This is a genomic window from Aureimonas sp. AU20 (assembly GCF_001442755.1).
Taxonomy (GTDB): domain Bacteria; phylum Pseudomonadota; class Alphaproteobacteria; order Rhizobiales; family Rhizobiaceae; genus Aureimonas.
Genome location: NZ_CP006367.1, coordinates 1 through 19,171, shown reverse-complemented (window position 1 = coordinate 19,171; position 19,171 = coordinate 1). Strand labels below are relative to the sequence as shown.

Sequence of the window (19,171 nt, the reverse complement as noted above, 5' to 3'; positions counted from 1 at the left end):
TAGCAGCCCTCGCGTCGAAAGGATATAACGAATTGCTTATATGCTTATCTGAGTGTGCCGAAGGCGCAGGCGAGACCCGAACGAAGGGGGCCGCGGCGGCTTGTCTCAGATCCCGGGATTCAGCATTCCTCGCCGAAGCGGTTGGCGACGAGATCGGCGATGGCCTGCATGGCGGCTTCCGCCTCACGCCCCTCGGCGCTGACGTCGATCGTCGTGCCCTGGCCGGCGGCCAGCATCATCAGGCCCATGATCGACTGGCCGCCTACCGTCATGCCGTCGCGGGCGATGGTGATCTCGGCGTCGAAGCTTTCCGCCAGCTGCACGAACTTGGCCGACGCCCTGGCATGAAGGCCCTTGCGATTGACGATCGTCAGGGTTCGGGCTGCCGACATGGGGGTCTCGTCCAATTGATCCGCGCGGTCCATCGCCTGGGTCCCCGCACCGGCGGCGTCTTCGCTGACATAGGTCATGGTATCACTGCCCATTGAGGATTCGACTCGCCACGGCGATGTATTTTCGCCCCGCCTCCTGCGCCGCGACCAGAGCTTGGTCCATCGGCTTCTCGCCGCGCACGCTGGCGAGCTTGATGAGCATCGGCAGGTTGACCCCGGCCAGCACGTCCACCTGCCCCTCGTCCATCACGGAAATGGCGAGGTTGGACGGCGTTCCACCGAACATGTCGGTGAGGATGATGACGCCCTTGCCCCGGTCGGCGTCGCGCACGGCCTGGACGATGTCGAGGCGGCGCTGTTCCATGTCGTCGTCGGGGCCGATGCAGATCGTTTCGAACGCTTCCTGCTGACCCACCACATGCTCGACTGCGAGCTTGAATTCGCGCGCGAGCTGGCCGTGAGTCACCAGCACAAGTCCTATCATTCGTTGTCCGCTCCGGGCTCCGACGCCACTTTCATGGGCAGGTGATTGTGCGCCTGCTGCCGTTCCCCCGCAAGGCAGCAAGAGGGCCAGCTTCGAGGAATTCTTATTCTAAAGAAGAACCATGGCATCAGAGGGACGCCCCCCGGTTGTAAATGTCGCATGCCGCGCTCGTGGGCAGCGATGACGAGGCTTTGGGCACCCCGCCCCGCCCACCTCTGCCAACCCCCAAGAGAATCAGGGCCGGTTCCGTTAAGGAGGGCTCGAGCGCCAAGCTCCCCCTCTGCACGCGCCAGGAGGTAGGGGCGTCGCGACAAAGTGAACGAGCGCCGCCAGACCGGGCCTGGATTGGGACGGGCTTAGTCCAGCCCGTGCATGACCACATGGGCGAAGGTGGTGAGCAGTGTGCGCTCTTCCGCGCCGAAGGCATAGCGCGGCTTTGCATCGCAGACGCTGATCGCGCCGATCGACACGCCGGTGTGAGGGTCGATCAGCGGGGCCGCCGCGTAGAAGCGCGAACCCTCCTCGCAGGTCACGAACGGGTTCTGCTCGAAGCGCGGATCGGCCTTGAGGTCGGGCACCACGATCGGCTCGGCGCTCTGTACGGTCAGCCGGCAGAAGGACGTGTCGCGGCTCGTGGTGGCGAGCGATATGTTGTAGCGCCCGACGATCTCGACCTCCGAAGCGTAGAGCGAGATGAAGCCGATCGGCGCCTGAAGGAGCTTGGCGAGGCGCGCGGTGAGCGCGTCGAGTTCCACTGACCCGCTTCCCAGCCGGAGCGCGCGAAAACGTTCGATCGCTTCCTGGCGCAGCGCCTCGGTCTGCGAGACGTCGATCTCGTCGCTCTGGGCGAGGGTGAGGCGGCTGCAGGCGCGGTTGCGGCCCGAGCGCTTGGCCTCGTAGAGCATCTGGTCGGCCTCGCCCGTCACCTGCTGGAAGAGATCGCAGGATTCGCTGCGCTCGGCGCAGCCGATGCTGATCGTCACCACGCCGCCATTGGGCAGGTTGCCTTCGTGGGCGATGGCGAGCGCCTCCACCGCGCGGCAGATCCGCTCGGCGGTCCGCTGCGCTTCGATGAGATCGCATCCAGGCAGGAGAACGGCGAGCTCTTCGCCGCCGATCCGGGCCGCCAAGGCCTCCCCGCCGGGAAGCGCTGCTCTGATGGCTTCCGCCACCTGCCGCAGGCATCGATCGCCGCTGGGATGGCCGTAGCGATCGTTGAAGAGCTTGAACCGGTCGATATCCATCATCAGAAGCGAGAAGGGGGGCCTGCCGGGCGTCGAGCACAGGCTCTTCAGCTGTTCGTCGAAGCGGCGGCGGTTGGCGAGCCCGGTCAGCGAATCGGTGTTGGCGAGGCCCGTCAGCTCGGCATGGGCGGCGGCGAGCTTTTCCTCCACCTGACGGCGCTTGCTGATGTTGCGCAACACGACAATGAAGCCGCCATCGGCCGGCACGTAGCTGTAGCGCCCTTCCACCCAGACATAGTCTCCCGCCTTGGTTCGCAGGCGATAGGCGGTTTCGGTCCCCTTGTCGGACTGCCGGGCATTGGCGGCGATGCGCTGCACCTCGGTCCAGTCGTCGGGGTGGATGAGGCTGCGCGAGAGTTGCCCGATCATTTCGTCGGGCGTGTATCCCAGCATCGGCATCGCGGCGGGCGAGACGTAACGGCGGGCCAGATCGGCGTCGAGGCGGATGATGAGGTCAGTGGAATGGTCCGCCAGCAGCCGGTACTGTTCCTCGCTGTGGCGCAGCACGCGCTCGGTCTCCAGCCGGCGCCGGAACTCGCGGCGGATCAGCACGGCGAGGCACAAGGTCAGGCCCGACAGGAGTACCAGCACGAGGCCGATCGTCAACGCGCGCCGGTTCCACGAGGCATAGACGTTCTTCTCGGCCAATCCGACGTCGAGAATGATCGGCACGTCGCTCATATGAACGAAGCTGTAGATGCGCGACACCCCGTCCATCGCCGAGACGCCGGTGAACACGCCGGATTCGGCCTGCATGAACTTCGCCACGTTGACGGTGTGGGACATGTCCCGGCCGATCGCGTCCGGCTTGTCTGGAACGCGCGCGACGAGGACGCCTTCGCGGGTGAACAGGTTGATCGAGTCGCCCGGCGCCAAGAGGCTTCCGTGCAAGATCCGCACGAAGGCGTCGAGGCGGACGAGGCCGACCACCACGCCGTTGAACGAGCCGTCCTCGGTGCGCACGCGGCGGCTGAGGGCGACGACGTGATCGGCCCCGTTGTCCTCGCGCATGAAAGGCTCGCTCATGAACAGGCCGACATCGGCCGCGTCGCGCTGGGCCTTGAAGAAGGATTTGTCGGCGAGATTGGGCAGGCGAGAGGGCTCGCGGTCCCGATCCCAGATGATGTTGCCCGACGCGTCGGTGACGAAGACGCCGGCCAGAAACGCGTCCACGAACGTGCCCTCGAACAGGGCGATCTGGCGCGTCGAGGGATCGAGCCGCTTCACGGTTGGATCGCTCAGCGAGGTGCCGACGCGCATGAGAGCCGCGTCGTAGGTCCGAAGGGTGCGCCGGATCTCTTGCGACAGGGCCGCGCCCAGACTGCGCGCGCCGTTGGTCGCCTGCATCCAGGCATCCTGGCGCAGGTCGATCAGCGTGGCGGCGGACACGCCGCAGAAGGACAGGAGAAGAAGGATCAGCAGCGCCCAGAAGGCGCGCCCCCGCAGCCGTTCGGGCATCCCGGCGGACGGAAGGCGCAGGCCCGCCGTGCGAGAGAGGCCCGACGCGCGAAAAGACCGGAGGAAGGGGCTGATTTCAAGTGACACGGGAGCGGGGCCGGAAGCGTCGGGAATGGAAATGGCGGACTGCGATATGCTACCGCCAGTATTGGCCCGGCCTGTTGAAGAAACCGTATGAACGCCCTAGCGTGGCGCGCCATGTGGGCGCTCTCCCGCCGAACTGGTAAACGGAGCGTTGGCGCCGCCCTTGCGCCCCACGCCTTACCGGCCGTAGCGCGCGACCGCCAGGTCCCGCGCGTCGATATCGGGCACCATGCCGCCGACGAGGTCGGCGAGAAGCTTGCCGGAACCGCAGGACATGGTCCAGCCGAGCGTGCCGTGGCCGGTGTTGAGAAACAGGCCGCCGATTCGGGTGGGTCCGATCACCGGGGTTCCGTCCGGCGTCATCGGGCGCAAGCCCGACCAGAAGCTCGCCTTCGACAGGTCGCCGCCGGGAAAGAGGTCGGTGACGGAATGCTCCAGCGTGCGCCGGCGCGCCTCGGCCAGATCGTTGGTGAAGCCGGAAATCTCCGCCATGCCGCCGACGCGGATGCGGCTTCCCAGCCGCGTGATGGCGATCTTGTAGCTCTCGTCCATGACGGTGGACTCGGGCGCCAACTCCTCGTTCACGATCGGGATCGTCAGCGAATAGCCTTTCACGGGATAGACCGGCAGGTCGATTCCGAAGGGCTTCACCAGAAGCGGCGAATAGGAGCCGAGCGCCACCACCACCGCGTCGGCGGCGATGAAGCCCTTGTCGGTCTCGACGCCGAGGCACTGCCGGCCCTCGACGCGCAGGCCCTGGATCGCATGGCCATAGCGAAAGGTGACGCCGCGCGCTTCCGCCCGCTCGGCGAGGCCGTTGGTGAACTTGAAGCAGTCGCCCGTCTCGTCGTTGGGCGTCAGAAGGCCGCCGACGATGCGCTCGCGCGCATGCGCCAACGCCGGCTCCATGCGCAGGCAGCCGGCGGGGTCGAGCACCTCGTAGGCGATTCCGTCCTCGGCCAGGGCCTTCTGATCTTTCAGCGAGGCGTCGAGCTGCTCGCGTGTGCGAAACAGCTGGAGCGTGCCCTTCATGCGCTGGTCGTACTCGATATTGGTTTCGCGGCGCAGCTCGGCCAGGCTTTCGCGGCTGTAGTCGGCCAAGCGCAGCATGCGGCTCTTGTTCACGGCGTAGCGCTCGGCCGTGCAGTTGCGCAGCATGCGCGTCAGCCAGGAGAGCATGGCGCGGTCGAGCTTGGGCCGCAGGATCAGCGGCGCGTGCTCCATCAGGAGCCATTTCACCGCCTTCTTGGGAATGCCGGGCGCGGCCCACGGGCTGCAATAGCCGAAGGAGACTTCGCCGGCATTGGCGAAGCTCGTTTCCAGCGCGGGGCCGGCCTGCCGGTCGATCACCTCGACCTCATGGCCGGCGCGGGCGAGATACCAGGCCGAGGTGACGCCGATGACGCCAGCGCCGAGAACCGCGATCTTCATGCCAGTCGTCCTTCGACATAACGCCGCTCGAAGCGTTGGCCGAGCGCGGTGAGGATTTCATAGGGGATCGTGCCGGCCGCCGCCGCCACCTCTTCCAACGTTTGATGCGGGCCGATCAGTTCCACGAGATCGCCGGGCGAAAGCGGCGCCCCGCCCGCGTCGAGGATCACCGAATCCATGGAAACGCGGCCGGCCGCCGCGAGCCTCGCCCCGTCCAGAAAGGCGCCGAGCCGGTTGCTCAGGCTGCGCGGCCAGCCGTCGGCATAGCCGATGCCGATCGTCGCCAGCCGCATGGCGCCGGGCGCGACGAGGCTCCAGCCGTAGCCGACGCCGGTGCCGGCCGGCACGTCGCGCAGCTGGATGACGCGCGCGTCGAGCCGCGCCACGGCGCGCATCGGGTTGAGCGGGCCCTCCGTCGGCTTGCCCCCATAGAGCGCGATGCCGGGCCGGCAGAGGTCGAAGCGGTAGTCGGAGCCGAGAAACAGGCCGGCGGAATTGGCGAGCGAGCGCCGCGCCGCCGGCAGCCGGGCGGCAAGGGCGCGAAAGGCGGCGAGCTGCGCGGGGTTGGCCGGGTGTGCGGGCTCGTCGGCGCAGGCGAGATGGCTCATGACCAGCACGGTCTCGACGCCCCCCAGCCGCTCCGGCTCGGCCTCGATGGCGAGCACCTCGTCCGGTGAAAGGCCGAGCCGCGCCATGCCGCTGTCGAGCTGAAGCGCGGCGGGAAGACGCTTGCCGAGGGCACGGCCGAGTGCGCTCCAGGCGGCGAGCTGGCTGGCCGAGTTCACCACGGGCACGATGCCGGCCGCCGCGCAGCGCGCCTCGTCGCCCGGCGCTAGCCCGTTCAGGACGACGATTTCCGCATCATGGGGCAGGACGGGGCGCAGCAGCAGCGCCTCGCTGAGATGGGCGACGAAGAAGGAGCGGCACCCTTCTTCCCAGAGCACCGGAGCGATGCGCTCCGCCCCGAGCCCGTAGGCGTCCGCCTTGACGACGCCGCCCACCGCCGCGCCGCCGGCCTCCAGCCGGAGCCGGCGATAATTGGCCCGCAGGGCGGCGAGATCCACGGTCAGCACCGCGCCGGCGCTGGCGGCCCCTGCCGCGGAAACAGGCAGATCGGGAGTGGGACGGGACGAAACCACGGACATGCGTGCCTCCAAGCGGACCATGCCTGAAGTGTGGCGCAACCATCCTTGAATGTACGCTCTATTCGCCGCAGGATATTCGAAAGAACGCGCCCTCGCGCAACGATCCACGGAAGCCGCGCATCATCATGCCGACGCTCGACAACACCGACCGGAAGATCGTGCGCGCCCTTCGACGCGATGGGCGCATCACCAATGTCGCGCTGGCGGCGGAGGTCGGTTTGTCAGCATCGGCCTGCCTGCGTCGTGTGCAGATGCTGGAGGAGGGCGGCACGATCCGGGGCTACACTGCGATCATCGCCGGGCCGGAGGGACGCGACGGCCATGTGGTGATCGTGCGCATCAGCCTGGAGCGGCAGACGGAGGATGTCTTGCGCCGTTTCGAAGCGGAAGTGCTGAAGCATCCCGAGATCCGCGAATGCTACCTGATGACCGGCGAGGAGGATTATCTCCTGCGCCTGGAGGCGGCCGGGGCGGGAGATTACGAGCGCATCCACAAGGAGGTGCTGTCGCGCCTGCCGGGCGTCCAGCGCATCAACTCCAGCTTCGCCATCCGCAGCGTTCTCTGAGAGCGGTGAAAAGGCTCCCCGAGCCGACCCGGCGGGCTTTTCGGACGGCTCTAAAGAAAAAGGCCCGCCGCTCGAACGAGCGACGGGCCTTTCGAAAGAGGGGGAGAGGCCGAGCCTTATTCGGAGACGGTCTCGCCGGCCGCGACGGCGCGGCGCTCCTGCGCCTTCAACTCGTCCAGCGCCGGCATGGACATGATGTTGTAGCCGGCGTCGACATAGTGGATCTCCCCGGTCACGCCCTTGGACAGGTCCGACAGGAGATAAAGCGTCGAGTTGCCGACCTCCTCATGCGTCACGTTGCGGCGCATCGGCGCATTGCGGCGCTGGTAGTTCAGCATCAGGCGCGCGTCGGAGACGCCCGCGCCCGCCAGCGTGCGCAGGGGGCCGGCCGAAACGGCGTTGACGCGAATGTCGCGCGGGCCGAAATCGGCCGCGAGATAGCGCACCGAGGCCTCCAGCGCCGCCTTGGCGACGCCCATCACGTTGTAGTTCGGCATGACGCGCATCGAGCCGCCATAGGTCAGCGTCACCAGCGAGCCGCCCTCGTTCATCATGCCGGCCGCGCGCTTGGCGATCTCCGTGAAGGAGAAGCAGGAGATCACCATGGTGCGGGTGAAGTTCTCGCGCGTCGTGTCGGCGTAGAGGCCCTTCAACTCGTTCTTGTCGGAAAAGCCGATGGCGTGGACGACGAAATCGATCTTGCCCCACTCCTTTTCCAGCGTGGCGAAGAGTGCATCCACCGACGCGATGTCCTCCACGTCGCAATCGACGAGGAGGGTCGAGCCGATCTCGGCCGCCAGTGGGCGCAGGCGCTTTCCGAACGCTTCGCCCTGGTAGCTGAAGGCGATCTCGGCGCCTTGCGACGCCAGCGCGCGTGCCGCGCCCCAGGCGATGGAATTGTGGTTGGCGACGCCCATCACGAGGCCGCGCTTGCCCTTCATCAGGTCGTTCATCGGCAAAGCTTCCTCAGTTGGAGACGCGCTGGAACACGAGCGTTGCGTTGGTGCCGCCGAAGCCGAACGAGTTGGACAAGGCGATGTCGACCTTCGCATCGTCGATGCGCTGGCGCACGATGGGAACGCCGGCGAACTCCGGGTCCAGCTCGTGGATATGGGCGCTTTCGCCGATGAAGCCGGCCTGCATCATCAGAAGCGAGTAGATCGCCTCCTGCGCGCCGGCGGCACCCAGCGAGTGGCCGGTGAGCGACTTGGTGGACTGGATATGGGGAATGGCGTCGCCGAACACTTCGCGGATGGCGCCGATCTCCTTGGAGTCGCCGACCGGCGTCGAGGTGCCGTGCGTGTTGACGTAGTCCACCTTGCCCTTCACCGTCGCGAGTGCCTGGCGCATGCAGCGCACCGCGCCCTCGCCGGACGGGGCCACCATGTCGTAGCCGTCCGAGGTCGCACCGTAGCCGACCAACTCGGCATAGATCTTGGCGCCGCGCGCCACGGCCCGCTCGTATTCCTCCAGCACCACGACGCCGGCGCCGCCGGCGATCACGAAGCCGTCGCGGTCCTTGTCATAGGCGCGCGAGGCGACGTTCGGGGTGTCGTTGAAATTGGAGGACATGGCGCCCATGGCGTCGAAGAGGTTCGACATGGTCCAGTCGAGATCCTCGTGGCCGCCGGCGAACATGACGTCCTGCTTGCCCCACTGGATCATCTCCGCCGCATTGCCGATGCAATGGGCCGAGGTCGAGCAGGCGGACGAGATCGAGTAGTTCACGCCGTGGATCTTGAACCAGGTCGCCAGCGTCGCCGAGGCGGTGGACGACATGGATTTGGGCACCGCGAAAGGGCCGATGCGCTTGGGGCTCGAGTTCTTGCGCGTGATGTCGGCGGCCTCGATCAGCGTGCGCGTCGACGGCCCGCCCGAGCCCATGATGATGCCGGTGCGCTCGTTGCCGGAGATGTCCTTCTCCTCGAGGCCGGAATCGGCGATCGCCTGCTTCATGGCGACATGGTTCCACGCGCCGCCCTGGGACAGGAAGCGCATGGCGCGCCGGTCCACCAGATCGGTCACGTCGAGATTGGGCTTGCCCCAGACACGGCACTTGAACCCGTGCTCGGCGAAGTCCTCCGAGAAGCTGATGCCGGACCTCGCCTCGCGCAGCGAGGTGGTGACCTCGCCGAGATCGTTGCCGATCGAGGACACGATGCCCATTCCGGTCACGACGACCCGCCTCATGGCCACACTCCTTTTCGGGGTCCGCTTGCGGGACCCTCTTCACATTCTAGAAGCGCCGGCTCAGCCGCCGACGGTCGCATCCGCTTCGCCGTCCTTGAACAGGCCGACACGCAGGTTGCTGGCGCGGTAGATGACCTCGCCGTCGGCCTTCATCCAGCCCTCGGCGATGCCGAGCTTCAGCTTGGAGCGCATGACGCGGCGGAACTCGACGCCGTATTCCACGAGCTTGACCTTGGGCGTCACCTGGCCGGAGAACTTCACTTCGCCGACGCCGAGCGCGCGGCCGCGCCCCTCTTCGCCGAGCCAGCCGAGATAGAAGCCGGTCAGCTGCCAGAGCGCGTCGAGGCCGAGGCAGCCGGGCATGACCGGATCGCCCCGGAAATGGCAGTCGAAGAACCAGAGATCGGGCGAGACGTCGAACTCGGCGCGGATCGAGCCCTTGCCGAACTCGCCGCCGTCCGTCGTCACCTCGGTGATGCGGTCGAACATGAGCATGGGCGGCAGCGGCAATTGCGCGTTGCCCGCACCGAACAGTTCGCCCCGGCCGCAGGCCAGAAGATCGTCCTTGTCGAAGTGGGTCTTGCCTGTCGTCATCACCTTGCCCGTTTCCTCGCAGCTCTCCGAAAGGCCGCGTTCGTTGCGGATGCCCTTAGCACGGGCGCGCCAGAGGGCAAATGCGTCACCTCACGGATCAAATCAACGGTTCATCAAACTTTCCCTTCGCTCGCGCTCGTGGCATCACGCGGGAAAGCGGTCGCGGCGTGCGGCAGGGAAGGGGAGTATCGGGGATGCGGGCAGGACGGCTTTCCCTCGTGCTGCCGCTGGCGGTGCTTCTCGCGGGGCTTGGCCCGAGCGCTGCGCAGGAATGGCGCGGCGAGGCGGCGGGCGGCCCGGTGCGCGCCGGCTTCGTGCTGAAGGGCAAGCCTGCCGGCGTCAGCTTCGAATGCGACGGGCCGGGGCGCATCCGCACGATCGTCGCCGGCAGCGGCGCGCGCTATCCCGAAGGGCAGGGCGCGACGCTCGTCTTCAGCGTCGACGGCTTGGCGACGATCCTGTCCGCCAAGGCCGAAGCCGAGCCGCACGGAGCCGGCTCGCGCTTCGCCCGCACGGACGCCGCGGCCGAGTTGAAACCCCTGTTCGAGCGGCTGAAGCGCGGGCGCGAACTGGAACTTTCCGGCCCGGCCGGCTCCTTCCGCCTGCCGCTCAAGGGATCGGGCAAGGCGCTCGGCCTTCTGAGCGAGCGCTGCGGCTGAGCCATCGTCCATCGCAATTGTTCTTTCAGCGGATCGGGATTATATCTGATCGATGACGCGGTCTTGCAGCGCAGCACGCAAGGTCGTAAACACGACTCAGGAACTCAAGTTTAAACGGCGACGCATCATGGACAACCGGGCCAAGCCCTCGCAGCTCGACTCACGCGACTCCGCACGGCACTCGTCGTTCTGCGTGTTCGAACGCCTGCGCTCTGCGGGTCTTCGTCCGACGCGCCAGCGCGTGGCCCTGTGCAACCTGATCTTCGGCGCGGGCGACCGGCACCTGTCGGCCGAAGAGCTGCACGAGGAAGCGCACCGCGCCGGCGAGCCCGTTTCGCTCGCCACCGTCTACAACACGCTGCACCAGTTCACGGATGCCGGTCTCGTTCGCCCGCTCTCGGCGGAAGGTCAGCGCACCTATTTCGACACGAACACGTCGGACCATTTCCACTTCTTCGTGGAGTCCGACAACACGATGATCGACATCCCGGACGGGGCGATCAACGTGGCCAACATTCCCGAGCCGCCCGAAGGCATGGAAATCGTCAATATCGACGTCGTAGTGCGCGTGCGCCGCAAGCGGGACAAGCTCAAGTTGGCCTGACCGCGCCGCGACAGTTTCGAATGAGAGAAAGGCTGGGTTCCCATGGGACCTGGCCTTTTTTCTTGTCCGCAGGACAAACGAAAACGGCGGGGGCCAAAGCCACCCGCCATTCGGACCTGTCGAAATCGCTCGTCGGACGACCGCTTAAAAGCGCTCGTCGGGATAAACGCCCCACATTTCGTTCTGCGAGACGAAGCCGCGACGTCCGCCCGCCTCGACCTCGCACCAGCTGAACGAGCATTCGCGCACCTTGGCGACGACGCCCGGCTCCATCTGCGCCACCACGGTCGAGTCTGCGGCGGCCGAGCGGTGGACCGTGACCAGCGCGCCCTTCTTGGCCCGAAGCCAGGGAGCGGCCAGCGCGGTGCGCTCGCCCGACAGGAGCGAATGGTAGACCCAGCCTTCCGTGCCTTCCGCGTCGCGGATGCGGCGCCACTGGTCGAACTCCTGGATGATTTCCACCGGCAGGCCGGGCTTCATGTAGAGCCAGGACACGGCGTAGTCCTTGCCCGGGCCGACGCGCAGGTTCACGCGCGCCGACTTCAGCGACACGAAACGTGGAAGGGGAAGCTTCCGGCTCATCTCCGCGTCCTGCCCTTCCTCGGCGGCGGCCTCGGGGCGGGTCGCGGCAGCGGCGGGCGTCTGCGCCTGCGAGGCGGAACAGAGGGCGAGAAGGGCAAGAGCGGACAGGGCGGCGCGGCGGAGCGAAACGGGGAGGGACGTCAAAGCTTTATGAACTCCGTCAGGGATCGCTTCACTATCCCCCAAGGCGGTTAACGAACCCTTCCCGAGCCTTGTCCGGGCAAGATGCGCCGCGCCTCGATTCACATGATTTCACAGGGCCGGTGGGAAATCGCACTGTCTGGAAGGGAAATCTAAACCCGGCTGGGTTGTTATAACTCAGGATTATGTGGAAGGGCATGGCAATGCGGTTCACGATCAAGCAGAAGCTCGCGGGGGGCTTTACGCTCGTCGTCGGGGCCATGGCCCTGGTCGGGTTTCTCGGAATCGACCGGCTCGGAAAGTCCAACGACCGCTTCGTGGATTTTCATGATCGCCCCTTCCAGCAGGCCATGCGTCTGTCCGATATCAGGGCCGATCTCCTGAACGCCGGCCGACTCGTCAACCGGTCGCTGATCGTCACCGACGCCGCGCGGCGCGCCGAGCTTGAAAAGTCCGTCCACGAGGCGCTGCAAAAGGCGCGGGACGAGATCGACGCCTATCGCAGCCACACGCATCTGGCGGTGGATAAGGTCGACACGCTGCGCGAGGCCGTCGGCCGCTACGACAAGGCGACATCGCAGGCCATCGACTTCGGCGACCAGGGCGCGCCGCAGGAGGCCCTGCGCCTGATCGAGGCGGAGGCGGTGCCCGCTATGCAGGTAATCCTCGAGAGCGTCGCCGCGCTCACCGACCTGCAGCGGCAGGTGGCGGCGGAGGCGACCCGCACGTCGGAGGAGGTCTACGCCTCGACGCGCGACATGCTGATGGCAATCGTCGCCGGCGCGGTGCTGCTCGGCCTCGGTGCCGCCGTCTGGCTCAGCCTTCTCGTCAACCGAGGGCTGTCCTTCGCCGTGGAGCAGACCGAGCGGCTGGGGCGCGGCGAGATCGCGACCGAGATCGTTCATCGGCGGCGGGACGAGATCGGAACCTTGCTCGACCGGCTGGAGGATACGCGGCGTCAGTTGCGGTTCGTGCTCTCGGGCGTGAGAGTGTCGGCCGATCAGGTCGCGGCCGGCTCCGGACAGTCGGCCGTGGCCGCCGAGCAGCTGTCGTCCGGCGCGAGCGAACAGGCCGCCGCCTCCGAACAAGCCTCGGCCGCCGTCGAGGAAATGACCGCCAATATCCGCCAAAGCACGGAAAACGCCGTGCAGACCGAGCGCATGGCGCAGCGCGCCTCGCTCGCCGCGCGCGACACCGGCACGGCCATGGCCGGCTCGGTCCAGGCCATGCACACGATCGTCGATCGCATCCGGATCGTTCAGGACATCGCGCGCCAGACCGATCTTCTGGCCCTCAACGCGGCGATCGAGGCCGCGCGCGCGGGCCAGCACGGCAAGGGCTTCGCAGTGGTGGCCTCCGAGGTGCGCAAGCTCGCCGAGCGCAGCCAGACTGCGGCGAGCGAGATCGCCAGCCTGTCCGAGGCGACGCTCCATGCCGCCGACGAGGCGGGCCGCAAGCTGGCCGACATGGTGCCCGACATCACCCGCACCGCCGAGCTCGTCTCCGAGATTTCCGCCGCCTCGCGCGAACAGTCGGCCGGCATCGCGCAGATCAACCTCGCGATCCAGCAGCTCGATCAGGTGACGCAGACAAACGCGGGCGCCGCCACCGAACTCTCGGCCACCGCCGTCCAACTCGCCGGCGAGGCCAACCGCCTGAACGAGCGCACGGGCTTCTTTCAGATCGACGCCGATGCCGGGAAGCCGCCGCTTGCGGCGGACAATTCCAATGTCGCCCGCGCCCCGGCGAGGACGCAAACCATGCTGGGCCGGTTTCGCGCGCGCCGCCGGGCCTGACGGCGCGCCCGGCGGCCTTCGTCAGCGCGCGGATTTGGGCCGGCGGTAGCGGATTTCCTCGAAGCGCATTCGCAGCGTATCGACCAGAAGCAGGCGGCCGAGCAGTGGCTCGCCCGCTCCGGTCGCGAGCTTGATCGCCTCGGCCGCCGCCAAGGTTCCGAGAATGCCCGTCACCACGCCGAGAATGCCGGCCTCCGCGCAGGTCGGAACCAGCCCGGCGGGCGGCGGCTCGGGAAAAAGGTCGCGGTAGCGCGGTAGAAGCTGATCCCCCCCATCCCGCCGGAAGGGCGCGAGCACGGTGAGCGAGCCGGAAAAGCGCTGCACCGCCGCCGTCACCAGCGGCTTTTCCTGCGCTTCGCAGAGATCGGCCAGCGCGTAGCGCGTGGCGAAGTTGTCCGAACCGTCGATGACGATGTCATAGTCGCCGACCATCGCCGCGCCGTTCTCGGCGTCCAGGCGAAGCGCGTGAGGAACCACCTCCACATGCGGATTCAGCCGGCCGATCGCCTCCCGCGCGCTGTCGAGCTTAGGCCGGCCGATATCCGCCGTGCCGTGCAGTATCTGGCGCTGGAGATTGGAGAGCGAGACGGTGTCGTCGTCCGCCAGCCCCAGCGTGCCGACGCCGGCGGCGGCGAGATAGAGCGCGACCGGCGAGCCGAGCCCGCCCGCGCCGATCACCAGGACCTTGGCCCGCTTCAGCGCCTGCTGACCGGGGCCGCCGATCTCGGCCAGAACGAGATGGCGGGCGTAGCGGCGCAGCTCGTCCGTGGATAGGGGAGGGGCATCGGTCATGCGACGGCTCCGTTGCGGATTTCCACCATCTGCGCGCGCCCCGCGATCGCCTCGAACAGGGCAGCGTCGGTCCCGGTCAGAAAGGCCTGAACACCGAGCTCGTCCAGAATGTCGAACAAGGCGGCGCGCCGGCCGGGATCGAGATGGGCGGCGATCTCGTCCAAAAGAAGAAGCGGCGTCATGCCGCTCGCAGCCTCCACCAGCCGGGCATGGGCGATCACGAGGCCGATCAAGAGCGCCTTCTGCTCGCCGGTGGAGGACAGCGAAGCCGGCATGGCTTTGGCCCGGTGCAGCACCTCGAGATCGCCGCGATGCGGCCCTTCCAGCGTGCGGCCCGCCGCGCGGTCGAGCCCGCGCCGTGCGCGCAGCCGCGCCGCGATCCGGTCTTCCAGATCGACGGCCGCGCCTTCCAGGCTGAAATCCTCGTAGCCGGACTGGAGATGCAGCTCGGCCACCGGGAAGGGCGAGCCGGCCATGCTCTCGATTGATCCGCGCAGCCGCTCCACCAGATCGGCGCGCGCCAGCGCGATGGCAAGGCCGAGTTCGGCCATCTGCGCCTCGATGCCGGTCAGCCAGCTATCGTCCATCCTGTCTTCCGACAGGAGCCGGTTGCGCCCGCGCATGGCCTTCTCGTAGTCGAGCGCGCGCCGGCCGTGGCCGGGATCGACGGTCAGCACCATGCGGTCGAGAAAGCGGCGACGCTCGGCGGCGGGGCCGGTGAAGAGCCCGTCCATGGCCGGCGTCAGCCAGACGACGCGCAGATAATCCAGAAGCTCCTCGCCGGAGCGGGCCTGCGCCCCGTCGACGCGCAGGACGCGCGCCGCGCCGTTCTCCTCGTCCGGCCGCACCAACGTCAGGAGATCGCGTATCTCGCCGTCCGTCTCGCGCAGCCGCGCGCGCACGGAAAAGCCGCCGGAGCCGCTGCCCCGCGCGATCTCGCCGTAGTTCGCGCGACGCAAGCCCCGGCCGGGCGAAAGCAGCGACAGGGCTTCGAGGAGATTGGTCTTTCCCGCGCCGTTGTCGCCATGGAACACGACGAAGCGGGACGTGAGGGGCAGGCTCAGGGTCGCGTAGTTGCGAAAATCCACGAGGCCGAGACCGGCGACGCGAATGCGCGCGTCGCCGGCAAGCGGGGAAGGGTCGGGCATGAGGCGCTCGAAGGCGCCCGTCAGACGCGCATCGGCATCAGGACATAAAGCGTGCGCTCGTCGCCGCCGTCCCGGATCAGCGTGGGCGAGCCGGGATCGGCCAGCATGAAGACGGCGGACTCGCCCGACAACTGGCCGGTGATGTCGAGGAGGTATTTGGCGTTGAAGCCGATCTCCAGCTCTTCCGACGTGTAGCCGACCGCCAGTTCCTCGGTCGCCGTGCCGGCGTCGGGGGAGTTGACGGTGAGAACGAGCTGGCTGTCGGACACGGCGAGCTTCACCGCGCGGCCGCGCTCGGAGGAGATGGTCGAGACACGGTCCACGGCATGGGCGAAGCTCTGCCGGTCGAGCGTCAGCGCCTTGTCGTTGCCGGTCGGGATGACGCGCTGATAGTCGGGGAAGGTGCCGTCGATCAGCTTGGAGGTCATGACCACCGGGCCGATCGTGAAGCGGATCTTGCTGTCGGAAAGCTCCACCTCCACCGTCTCGGCGCCTTCGCCGAGCAGCTTCTGGATTTCCGACACGGCCTTGCGCGGCACGATGATGCCCGGCATGCCTTCCGAGCCGGCCGGCGCGTCGGTCTCGGCGCGGGCGAGGCGGTGGCCGTCGGTGGCCACGGCGCGAAGCTGCAGCGCGCCGCCCGATTCCAGCGTGTGGAAGAAGATGCCGTTGAGATAGTAGCGCGTTTCCTCGGTCGAGATCGCGAACTGCGTGCGCTCGATGAGACGGGCGAGATCCCCCGTCTTCAGCGTGAAGGCGTGGGTGAAGCTGCCGGAGGTGATGTCGGGAAAGTCCGCCTCGGGCAGGCACTGGAGGCGGAAGTTCGAGCGCCCGGAGGCGACCGTCATCTGCCCGCCATTGCCGTCCGTCTCCAGCTTGACCTCCGACCCGTCGGGCAGCTTGCGCACGATGTCGTAGAGGAGGTGGGCGGGAACGGTGGTCGCGCCGGGCTGCTCGCTCACCGCCGGCACGGTCTCGGTGATCTCGATGTCGAGATCGGTCGCCTTCAGGCGCATGCCGCCGTCCTCGGTCTTCAGGAGGACGTTGGACAGGATCGGAATCGTGTTGCGCCGCTCCACCACGCGCTGGACATGGCTCAGCGACTTCAGGAGGTTCGACCGCTCGATGAGAATACGCATGGCGAAATGGACCGTTCGGGAACTTGAGGATGCGCCGAGAACCGGCACCCACGCAGAGGTCCCAACCTTTTAGAGCAGGACGGCGGGCGGGCGCAAAGAAAAAGCGCCGGCCGGCCGGGACCTCCGCGTGTGCGGACTTCTCTTATTCCTCGATCATGCGGCGGATGACGTCGAGTTCCTCGGCCAGCTTCTGGTCGATGGCGCGCTCGGCCTCGATCTTGCGAACGGCATGCAGCACGGTCGTGTGGTCGCGCCCGCCGAAGCGACGGCCGATCTCGGGCAGCGAACGCGGCGTCATGGTCTTGGCCAGATACATGGCGATCTGGCGCGGGCGCACGATGGTGCGCGTGCGGCGGGCCGAGAGGATGTCGGTGCGAGAGATGTTGTAGTGGCGCGAGACGAATTTGAGGATGTCCTCGATCCGCACGCGCTTCTCGGCGCCGGCCCGCGTCAGCTGGTTCAGGAGGTCGTCGAGATGCTGGCTCGACAGCGGCTGGCCGACAGAATGACGGAAGGCGATCTGGTTGAAGGCGCCTTCGAGGTCTCGGCCCGAGCCGGTGACGCGTCGGGCGATCGTGTCGAGCACGCCCTCGTTGATGGCGAAGCTCGGATCGGCCGCGCGCATGGCCTCGACGCGTGCCGAGAGAATGCCGCGCCGCATCTCGAAATCGGGCGAGACCATCTCGATCGCGACGCCGCCGGCCAGGCGCGAGCGCACCCGGCTGTCCAGCGATTCCAGCTCGAAGGCCGGCCGGTCGGCCGCCACGATGACCTGGCGGGCGGAATCGATCAGTGCGTTCAGAAGGTGGCAGAACTCCTGCTGGATCGACTTGCCCTGCAGGAACTGCATGTCGTCGATGATGAGGATGTCGATGCCGCGCAGGTTCTCCTTGAAGTCGAGCGCCTGGTTGTCACGGATTGCGGTGGCGAAGCGCCACATGAAATATTCGGCCGTGAGATAGACGACGCGGGGCCGGTCTTCCCGCTCCAGCGCGGCGTTGGCGATGGCCTGCAGAAGATGGGTCTTTCCGAGGCCGACGGTCGCGTGAAGGAAGAGCGGGTTGAAGCGCACCGACTGCGGGCCGTTTTCGGCGATCGAGCGCGCGGCGGCCAGCGCTACGCGGTTCGACGCGCCTTCCACGAAGCTCTCGAAAATGTAGCGCGGGTCGAGCGGCGAGCCGAAATCGCTCTGCTGGCGCGGCATCTCCCCGGCCTGGGCGCGCTCGGTATTAGCGCGCGGTGCGGCCGTCGCTGGCAGGCTCTGCGCGACCGGCGCGGGCAGCGCCCCGTCGCGCGGGCGGGCGATCTGGGCCGGCGCGGCGGGCGCCGCCGGGCCGCGCACGGCCGAGCGAACGGCAATGTCGACCTTCAGCGTGCCGGGGATCTCCTCGGAGAAGATCTGCAGCAGAAGGTCCTTGTAGTGGCCGTTGATCCAGGTGCGCAGGAAGGCGGTCGGCACCGAGAGCTGCACCACGCCCTTGCCGGCGTTGACCAGCTTCATGCGCGTGAACCAGGAGGCGAACACGTCCGGTCCGAGATGGGCCTTGAGGCGCGCGTTGACGCGGTCGAGGATCTCGGCATCACCGTGCGCAGGGCTCATGACAGGCTCTTGGGGCTGGATGCGGGCGGCGGTCAGGGCGGACGGCGCGGTGCGCGGGGCGCCGGCGCGGACGGGCGCGCGGGGAGCCTTGGGCGGGGTCGCGGGGAGGAGGCCGGTCATTTCTGCCTCCAGGGAAGGCCGGTGGCCTTCCAACCCGCGATCTGGCCGCGATGGCCCTCCTCGTCGGGCGGGCCTTCGAACCCGTCGAGGATATTGAAGCAGTTCTCGAAGCCGAGATCGGTGAGCGCCGCGGCGCTCGACATGGAGCGCGCGCCCGAGCGGCACAGAAAGTAGACCGGCGAGGCCGGACTGCCGCCGGCGGCCGTGATGGCCTCGGCGACGCGGGCGGCGAAGCTGCCGTCGACCGACATGCTGGGGTAGGTCTGCCATTCCGCGAAGAGCGGCTGGGCGCGACCGGCCGGCGTCAGCGGGAAGCCGACGAAATTCCATTCCGCTGTGGTGCGAACGTCGACGAGAAAGGCGGGCTCGTCGCTGTCGAGGGCGGACCAGCACTCGGCCGGCGTCACGTCGCCCTTGTAGGAACGGTTCATGTGGGACTCCAACAACTCGGCTCCGGGAAACGAAACCGGTCAAACGCGGCAACAACCGACCCTCGTCCCCGATTGCAGGAATCCGGGGAACGGGATCGGACAGAATAAAAACAGATCAGCGAGAACGGCGATGGACGTTCAGGGTCGGCCAGGATGCGGATTTCTTATGGAAAACGCATCTTGTCCCCATCCTTCGGCTTCGGCGGCTCTTGTCGTGAGACAAAAGCTACGAAACCGCCCAGCCTCGAGCAAGCTTTGAATCGCGATTCCGATCTGGTCGCGGCAACAGGTGTGGCGCGTTCACGGCAATGTCGCAAAGCTCGCCAGCCGTAATCGTCTGATTCACTTGCGGATTCAACGAGGCCCTCAAGATGGTCGTGGATTGAGGCGGGAATATGAGTTTTTTTTGTCGCATCCCGGTTGACTCTCGGGCACCCCGCCACGCCGGCCGGCAGACTCGCGAGCCCTGCGAGGGCCTTCCTTAAGCCTATGATTTATATGGCGAAATTCAAATGCTATGGAATCGCCCGGAATCCGGGGATTCCCAGAAATCAAGATGGAAAATCGGGAA

The 19,171-nt window shown here is 67.3% G+C and carries 18 protein-coding genes; 4 read left to right on the top strand and 14 right to left on the bottom strand.

Annotated elements, in window-relative coordinates:
- Positions 1 to 119: 119 nt before the first annotated feature.
- The 5 genes from M673_RS00090 to alr form a co-directional block, all read right to left on the bottom strand.
- Complete coding sequence (locus M673_RS00090; RefSeq protein WP_148640111.1) at positions 120 to 392, bottom strand: HPr family phosphocarrier protein; 273 nt, start codon at positions 390 to 392, stop codon at positions 120 to 122.
- A gap of 82 nt (positions 393 to 474) precedes the next feature.
- Positions 475 to 876, bottom strand: coding sequence for a PTS sugar transporter subunit IIA (locus M673_RS00085; protein ID WP_061972662.1), 402 nt, complete (start codon positions 874 to 876; stop codon positions 475 to 477).
- A gap of 356 nt (positions 877 to 1,232) precedes the next feature.
- Positions 1,233 to 3,665: a diguanylate cyclase domain-containing protein gene (locus tag M673_RS00080; RefSeq protein WP_148639931.1), complete on the bottom strand. Its 2,433-nt coding sequence runs from the start codon at positions 3,663 to 3,665 to the stop codon at positions 1,233 to 1,235.
- A 174-nt stretch (positions 3,666 to 3,839) separates the two neighbouring features.
- Positions 3,840 to 5,093 carry a D-amino acid dehydrogenase gene (locus tag M673_RS00075; RefSeq protein ID WP_061972659.1) on the bottom strand — a complete coding sequence of 418 codons (1,254 nt, stop codon included), beginning with the start codon at positions 5,091 to 5,093 and terminating at the stop codon, positions 3,840 to 3,842.
- Positions 5,090 to 6,238, bottom strand: a complete 1,149-nt coding sequence (gene alr, locus M673_RS00070; protein WP_061972657.1) for an alanine racemase — start codon at positions 6,236 to 6,238, stop codon at positions 5,090 to 5,092. Before alr ends, M673_RS00075 begins: the two co-directional genes overlap by 4 nt.
- Before the next feature lie 125 nt (positions 6,239 to 6,363).
- Between alr and M673_RS00065 the strand changes: the two genes are divergently transcribed.
- Positions 6,364 to 6,804 carry an Lrp/AsnC family transcriptional regulator gene (locus M673_RS00065; protein ID WP_061972656.1) on the top strand — a complete coding sequence of 147 codons (441 nt, stop codon included), beginning with the start codon at positions 6,364 to 6,366 and terminating at the stop codon, positions 6,802 to 6,804.
- Positions 6,805 to 6,920: 116 nt separating this feature from the next.
- Here the strand turns inward: M673_RS00065 and fabI are convergent, their stop codons facing one another.
- From fabI to fabA, 3 genes are read right to left on the bottom strand one after another with little or no spacing between them, the layout of a single operon-like run.
- Positions 6,921 to 7,757, bottom strand: a complete 837-nt coding sequence (fabI, locus tag M673_RS00060; protein ID WP_061972654.1) for an enoyl-ACP reductase FabI — start codon at positions 7,755 to 7,757, stop codon at positions 6,921 to 6,923.
- A gap of 13 nt (positions 7,758 to 7,770) precedes the next feature.
- Complete coding sequence (gene fabB, locus M673_RS00055; protein WP_061972652.1) at positions 7,771 to 8,994, bottom strand: beta-ketoacyl-ACP synthase I; 1,224 nt, start codon at positions 8,992 to 8,994, stop codon at positions 7,771 to 7,773.
- Positions 8,995 to 9,054: 60 nt separating this feature from the next.
- Positions 9,055 to 9,588 carry a 3-hydroxyacyl-[acyl-carrier-protein] dehydratase FabA gene (fabA, locus tag M673_RS00050; RefSeq protein WP_061972650.1) on the bottom strand — a complete coding sequence of 178 codons (534 nt, stop codon included), beginning with the start codon at positions 9,586 to 9,588 and terminating at the stop codon, positions 9,055 to 9,057.
- Positions 9,589 to 9,782: 194 nt separating this feature from the next.
- Between fabA and M673_RS00045 the strand changes: the two genes are divergently transcribed.
- Both M673_RS00045 and irrA read left to right on the top strand, forming a co-directional pair.
- Positions 9,783 to 10,247 carry a hypothetical protein gene (locus tag M673_RS00045; protein WP_061972649.1) on the top strand — a complete coding sequence of 155 codons (465 nt, stop codon included), beginning with the start codon at positions 9,783 to 9,785 and terminating at the stop codon, positions 10,245 to 10,247.
- A 127-nt stretch (positions 10,248 to 10,374) separates the two neighbouring features.
- Positions 10,375 to 10,851 carry an iron response transcriptional regulator IrrA gene (gene irrA, locus M673_RS00040; protein ID WP_082639086.1) on the top strand — a complete coding sequence of 159 codons (477 nt, stop codon included), beginning with the start codon at positions 10,375 to 10,377 and terminating at the stop codon, positions 10,849 to 10,851.
- 144 nt (positions 10,852 to 10,995) lie between these two features.
- Here the strand turns inward: irrA and M673_RS00035 are convergent, their stop codons facing one another.
- Positions 10,996 to 11,577 (bottom strand): SH3 domain-containing protein, encoded by a 582-nt coding sequence (locus M673_RS00035; RefSeq protein ID WP_061972647.1) that lies wholly within the window; start codon positions 11,575 to 11,577, stop codon positions 10,996 to 10,998.
- Between the two features lie 200 nt (positions 11,578 to 11,777).
- On the opposite strand from M673_RS00035, the gene M673_RS00030 reads away from it, so the two are divergent.
- Entirely contained in the window at positions 11,778 to 13,370 is a 1,593-nt protein-coding gene (locus tag M673_RS00030) for a methyl-accepting chemotaxis protein (RefSeq protein WP_061972645.1), read from the top strand.
- 21 nt (positions 13,371 to 13,391) lie between these two features.
- On the opposite strand, the gene moeB is transcribed toward M673_RS00030, so the two are convergent.
- The 5 genes from moeB to M673_RS00005 form a co-directional block, all read right to left on the bottom strand.
- A complete protein-coding gene (gene moeB, locus M673_RS00025; protein ID WP_061972644.1) occupies positions 13,392 to 14,162 on the bottom strand; it encodes a molybdopterin-synthase adenylyltransferase MoeB in 771 nt (256 codons plus the stop codon).
- On the bottom strand, positions 14,159 to 15,310 hold the full coding sequence (recF, locus tag M673_RS00020; RefSeq protein ID WP_061972642.1) for a DNA replication/repair protein RecF: 1,152 nt from the start codon (positions 15,308 to 15,310) through the stop codon (positions 14,159 to 14,161). The genes moeB and recF overlap by 4 nt, the downstream gene beginning before the upstream one ends.
- 20 nt (positions 15,311 to 15,330) lie before the next feature.
- Positions 15,331 to 16,449 (bottom strand): DNA polymerase III subunit beta, encoded by a 1,119-nt coding sequence (gene dnaN, locus M673_RS00015; protein WP_061972640.1) that lies wholly within the window; start codon positions 16,447 to 16,449, stop codon positions 15,331 to 15,333.
- Positions 16,450 to 16,591: 142 nt separating this feature from the next.
- On the bottom strand, positions 16,592 to 18,049 hold the full coding sequence (gene dnaA / locus M673_RS00010; RefSeq protein WP_061977466.1) for a chromosomal replication initiator protein DnaA: 1,458 nt from the start codon (positions 18,047 to 18,049) through the stop codon (positions 16,592 to 16,594).
- Positions 18,050 to 18,165: 116 nt separating this feature from the next.
- Entirely contained in the window at positions 18,166 to 18,600 is a 435-nt protein-coding gene (locus M673_RS00005) for a rhodanese-like domain-containing protein (RefSeq protein ID WP_061972639.1), read from the bottom strand.
- Positions 18,601 to 19,171: the final 571 nt, after the last annotated feature.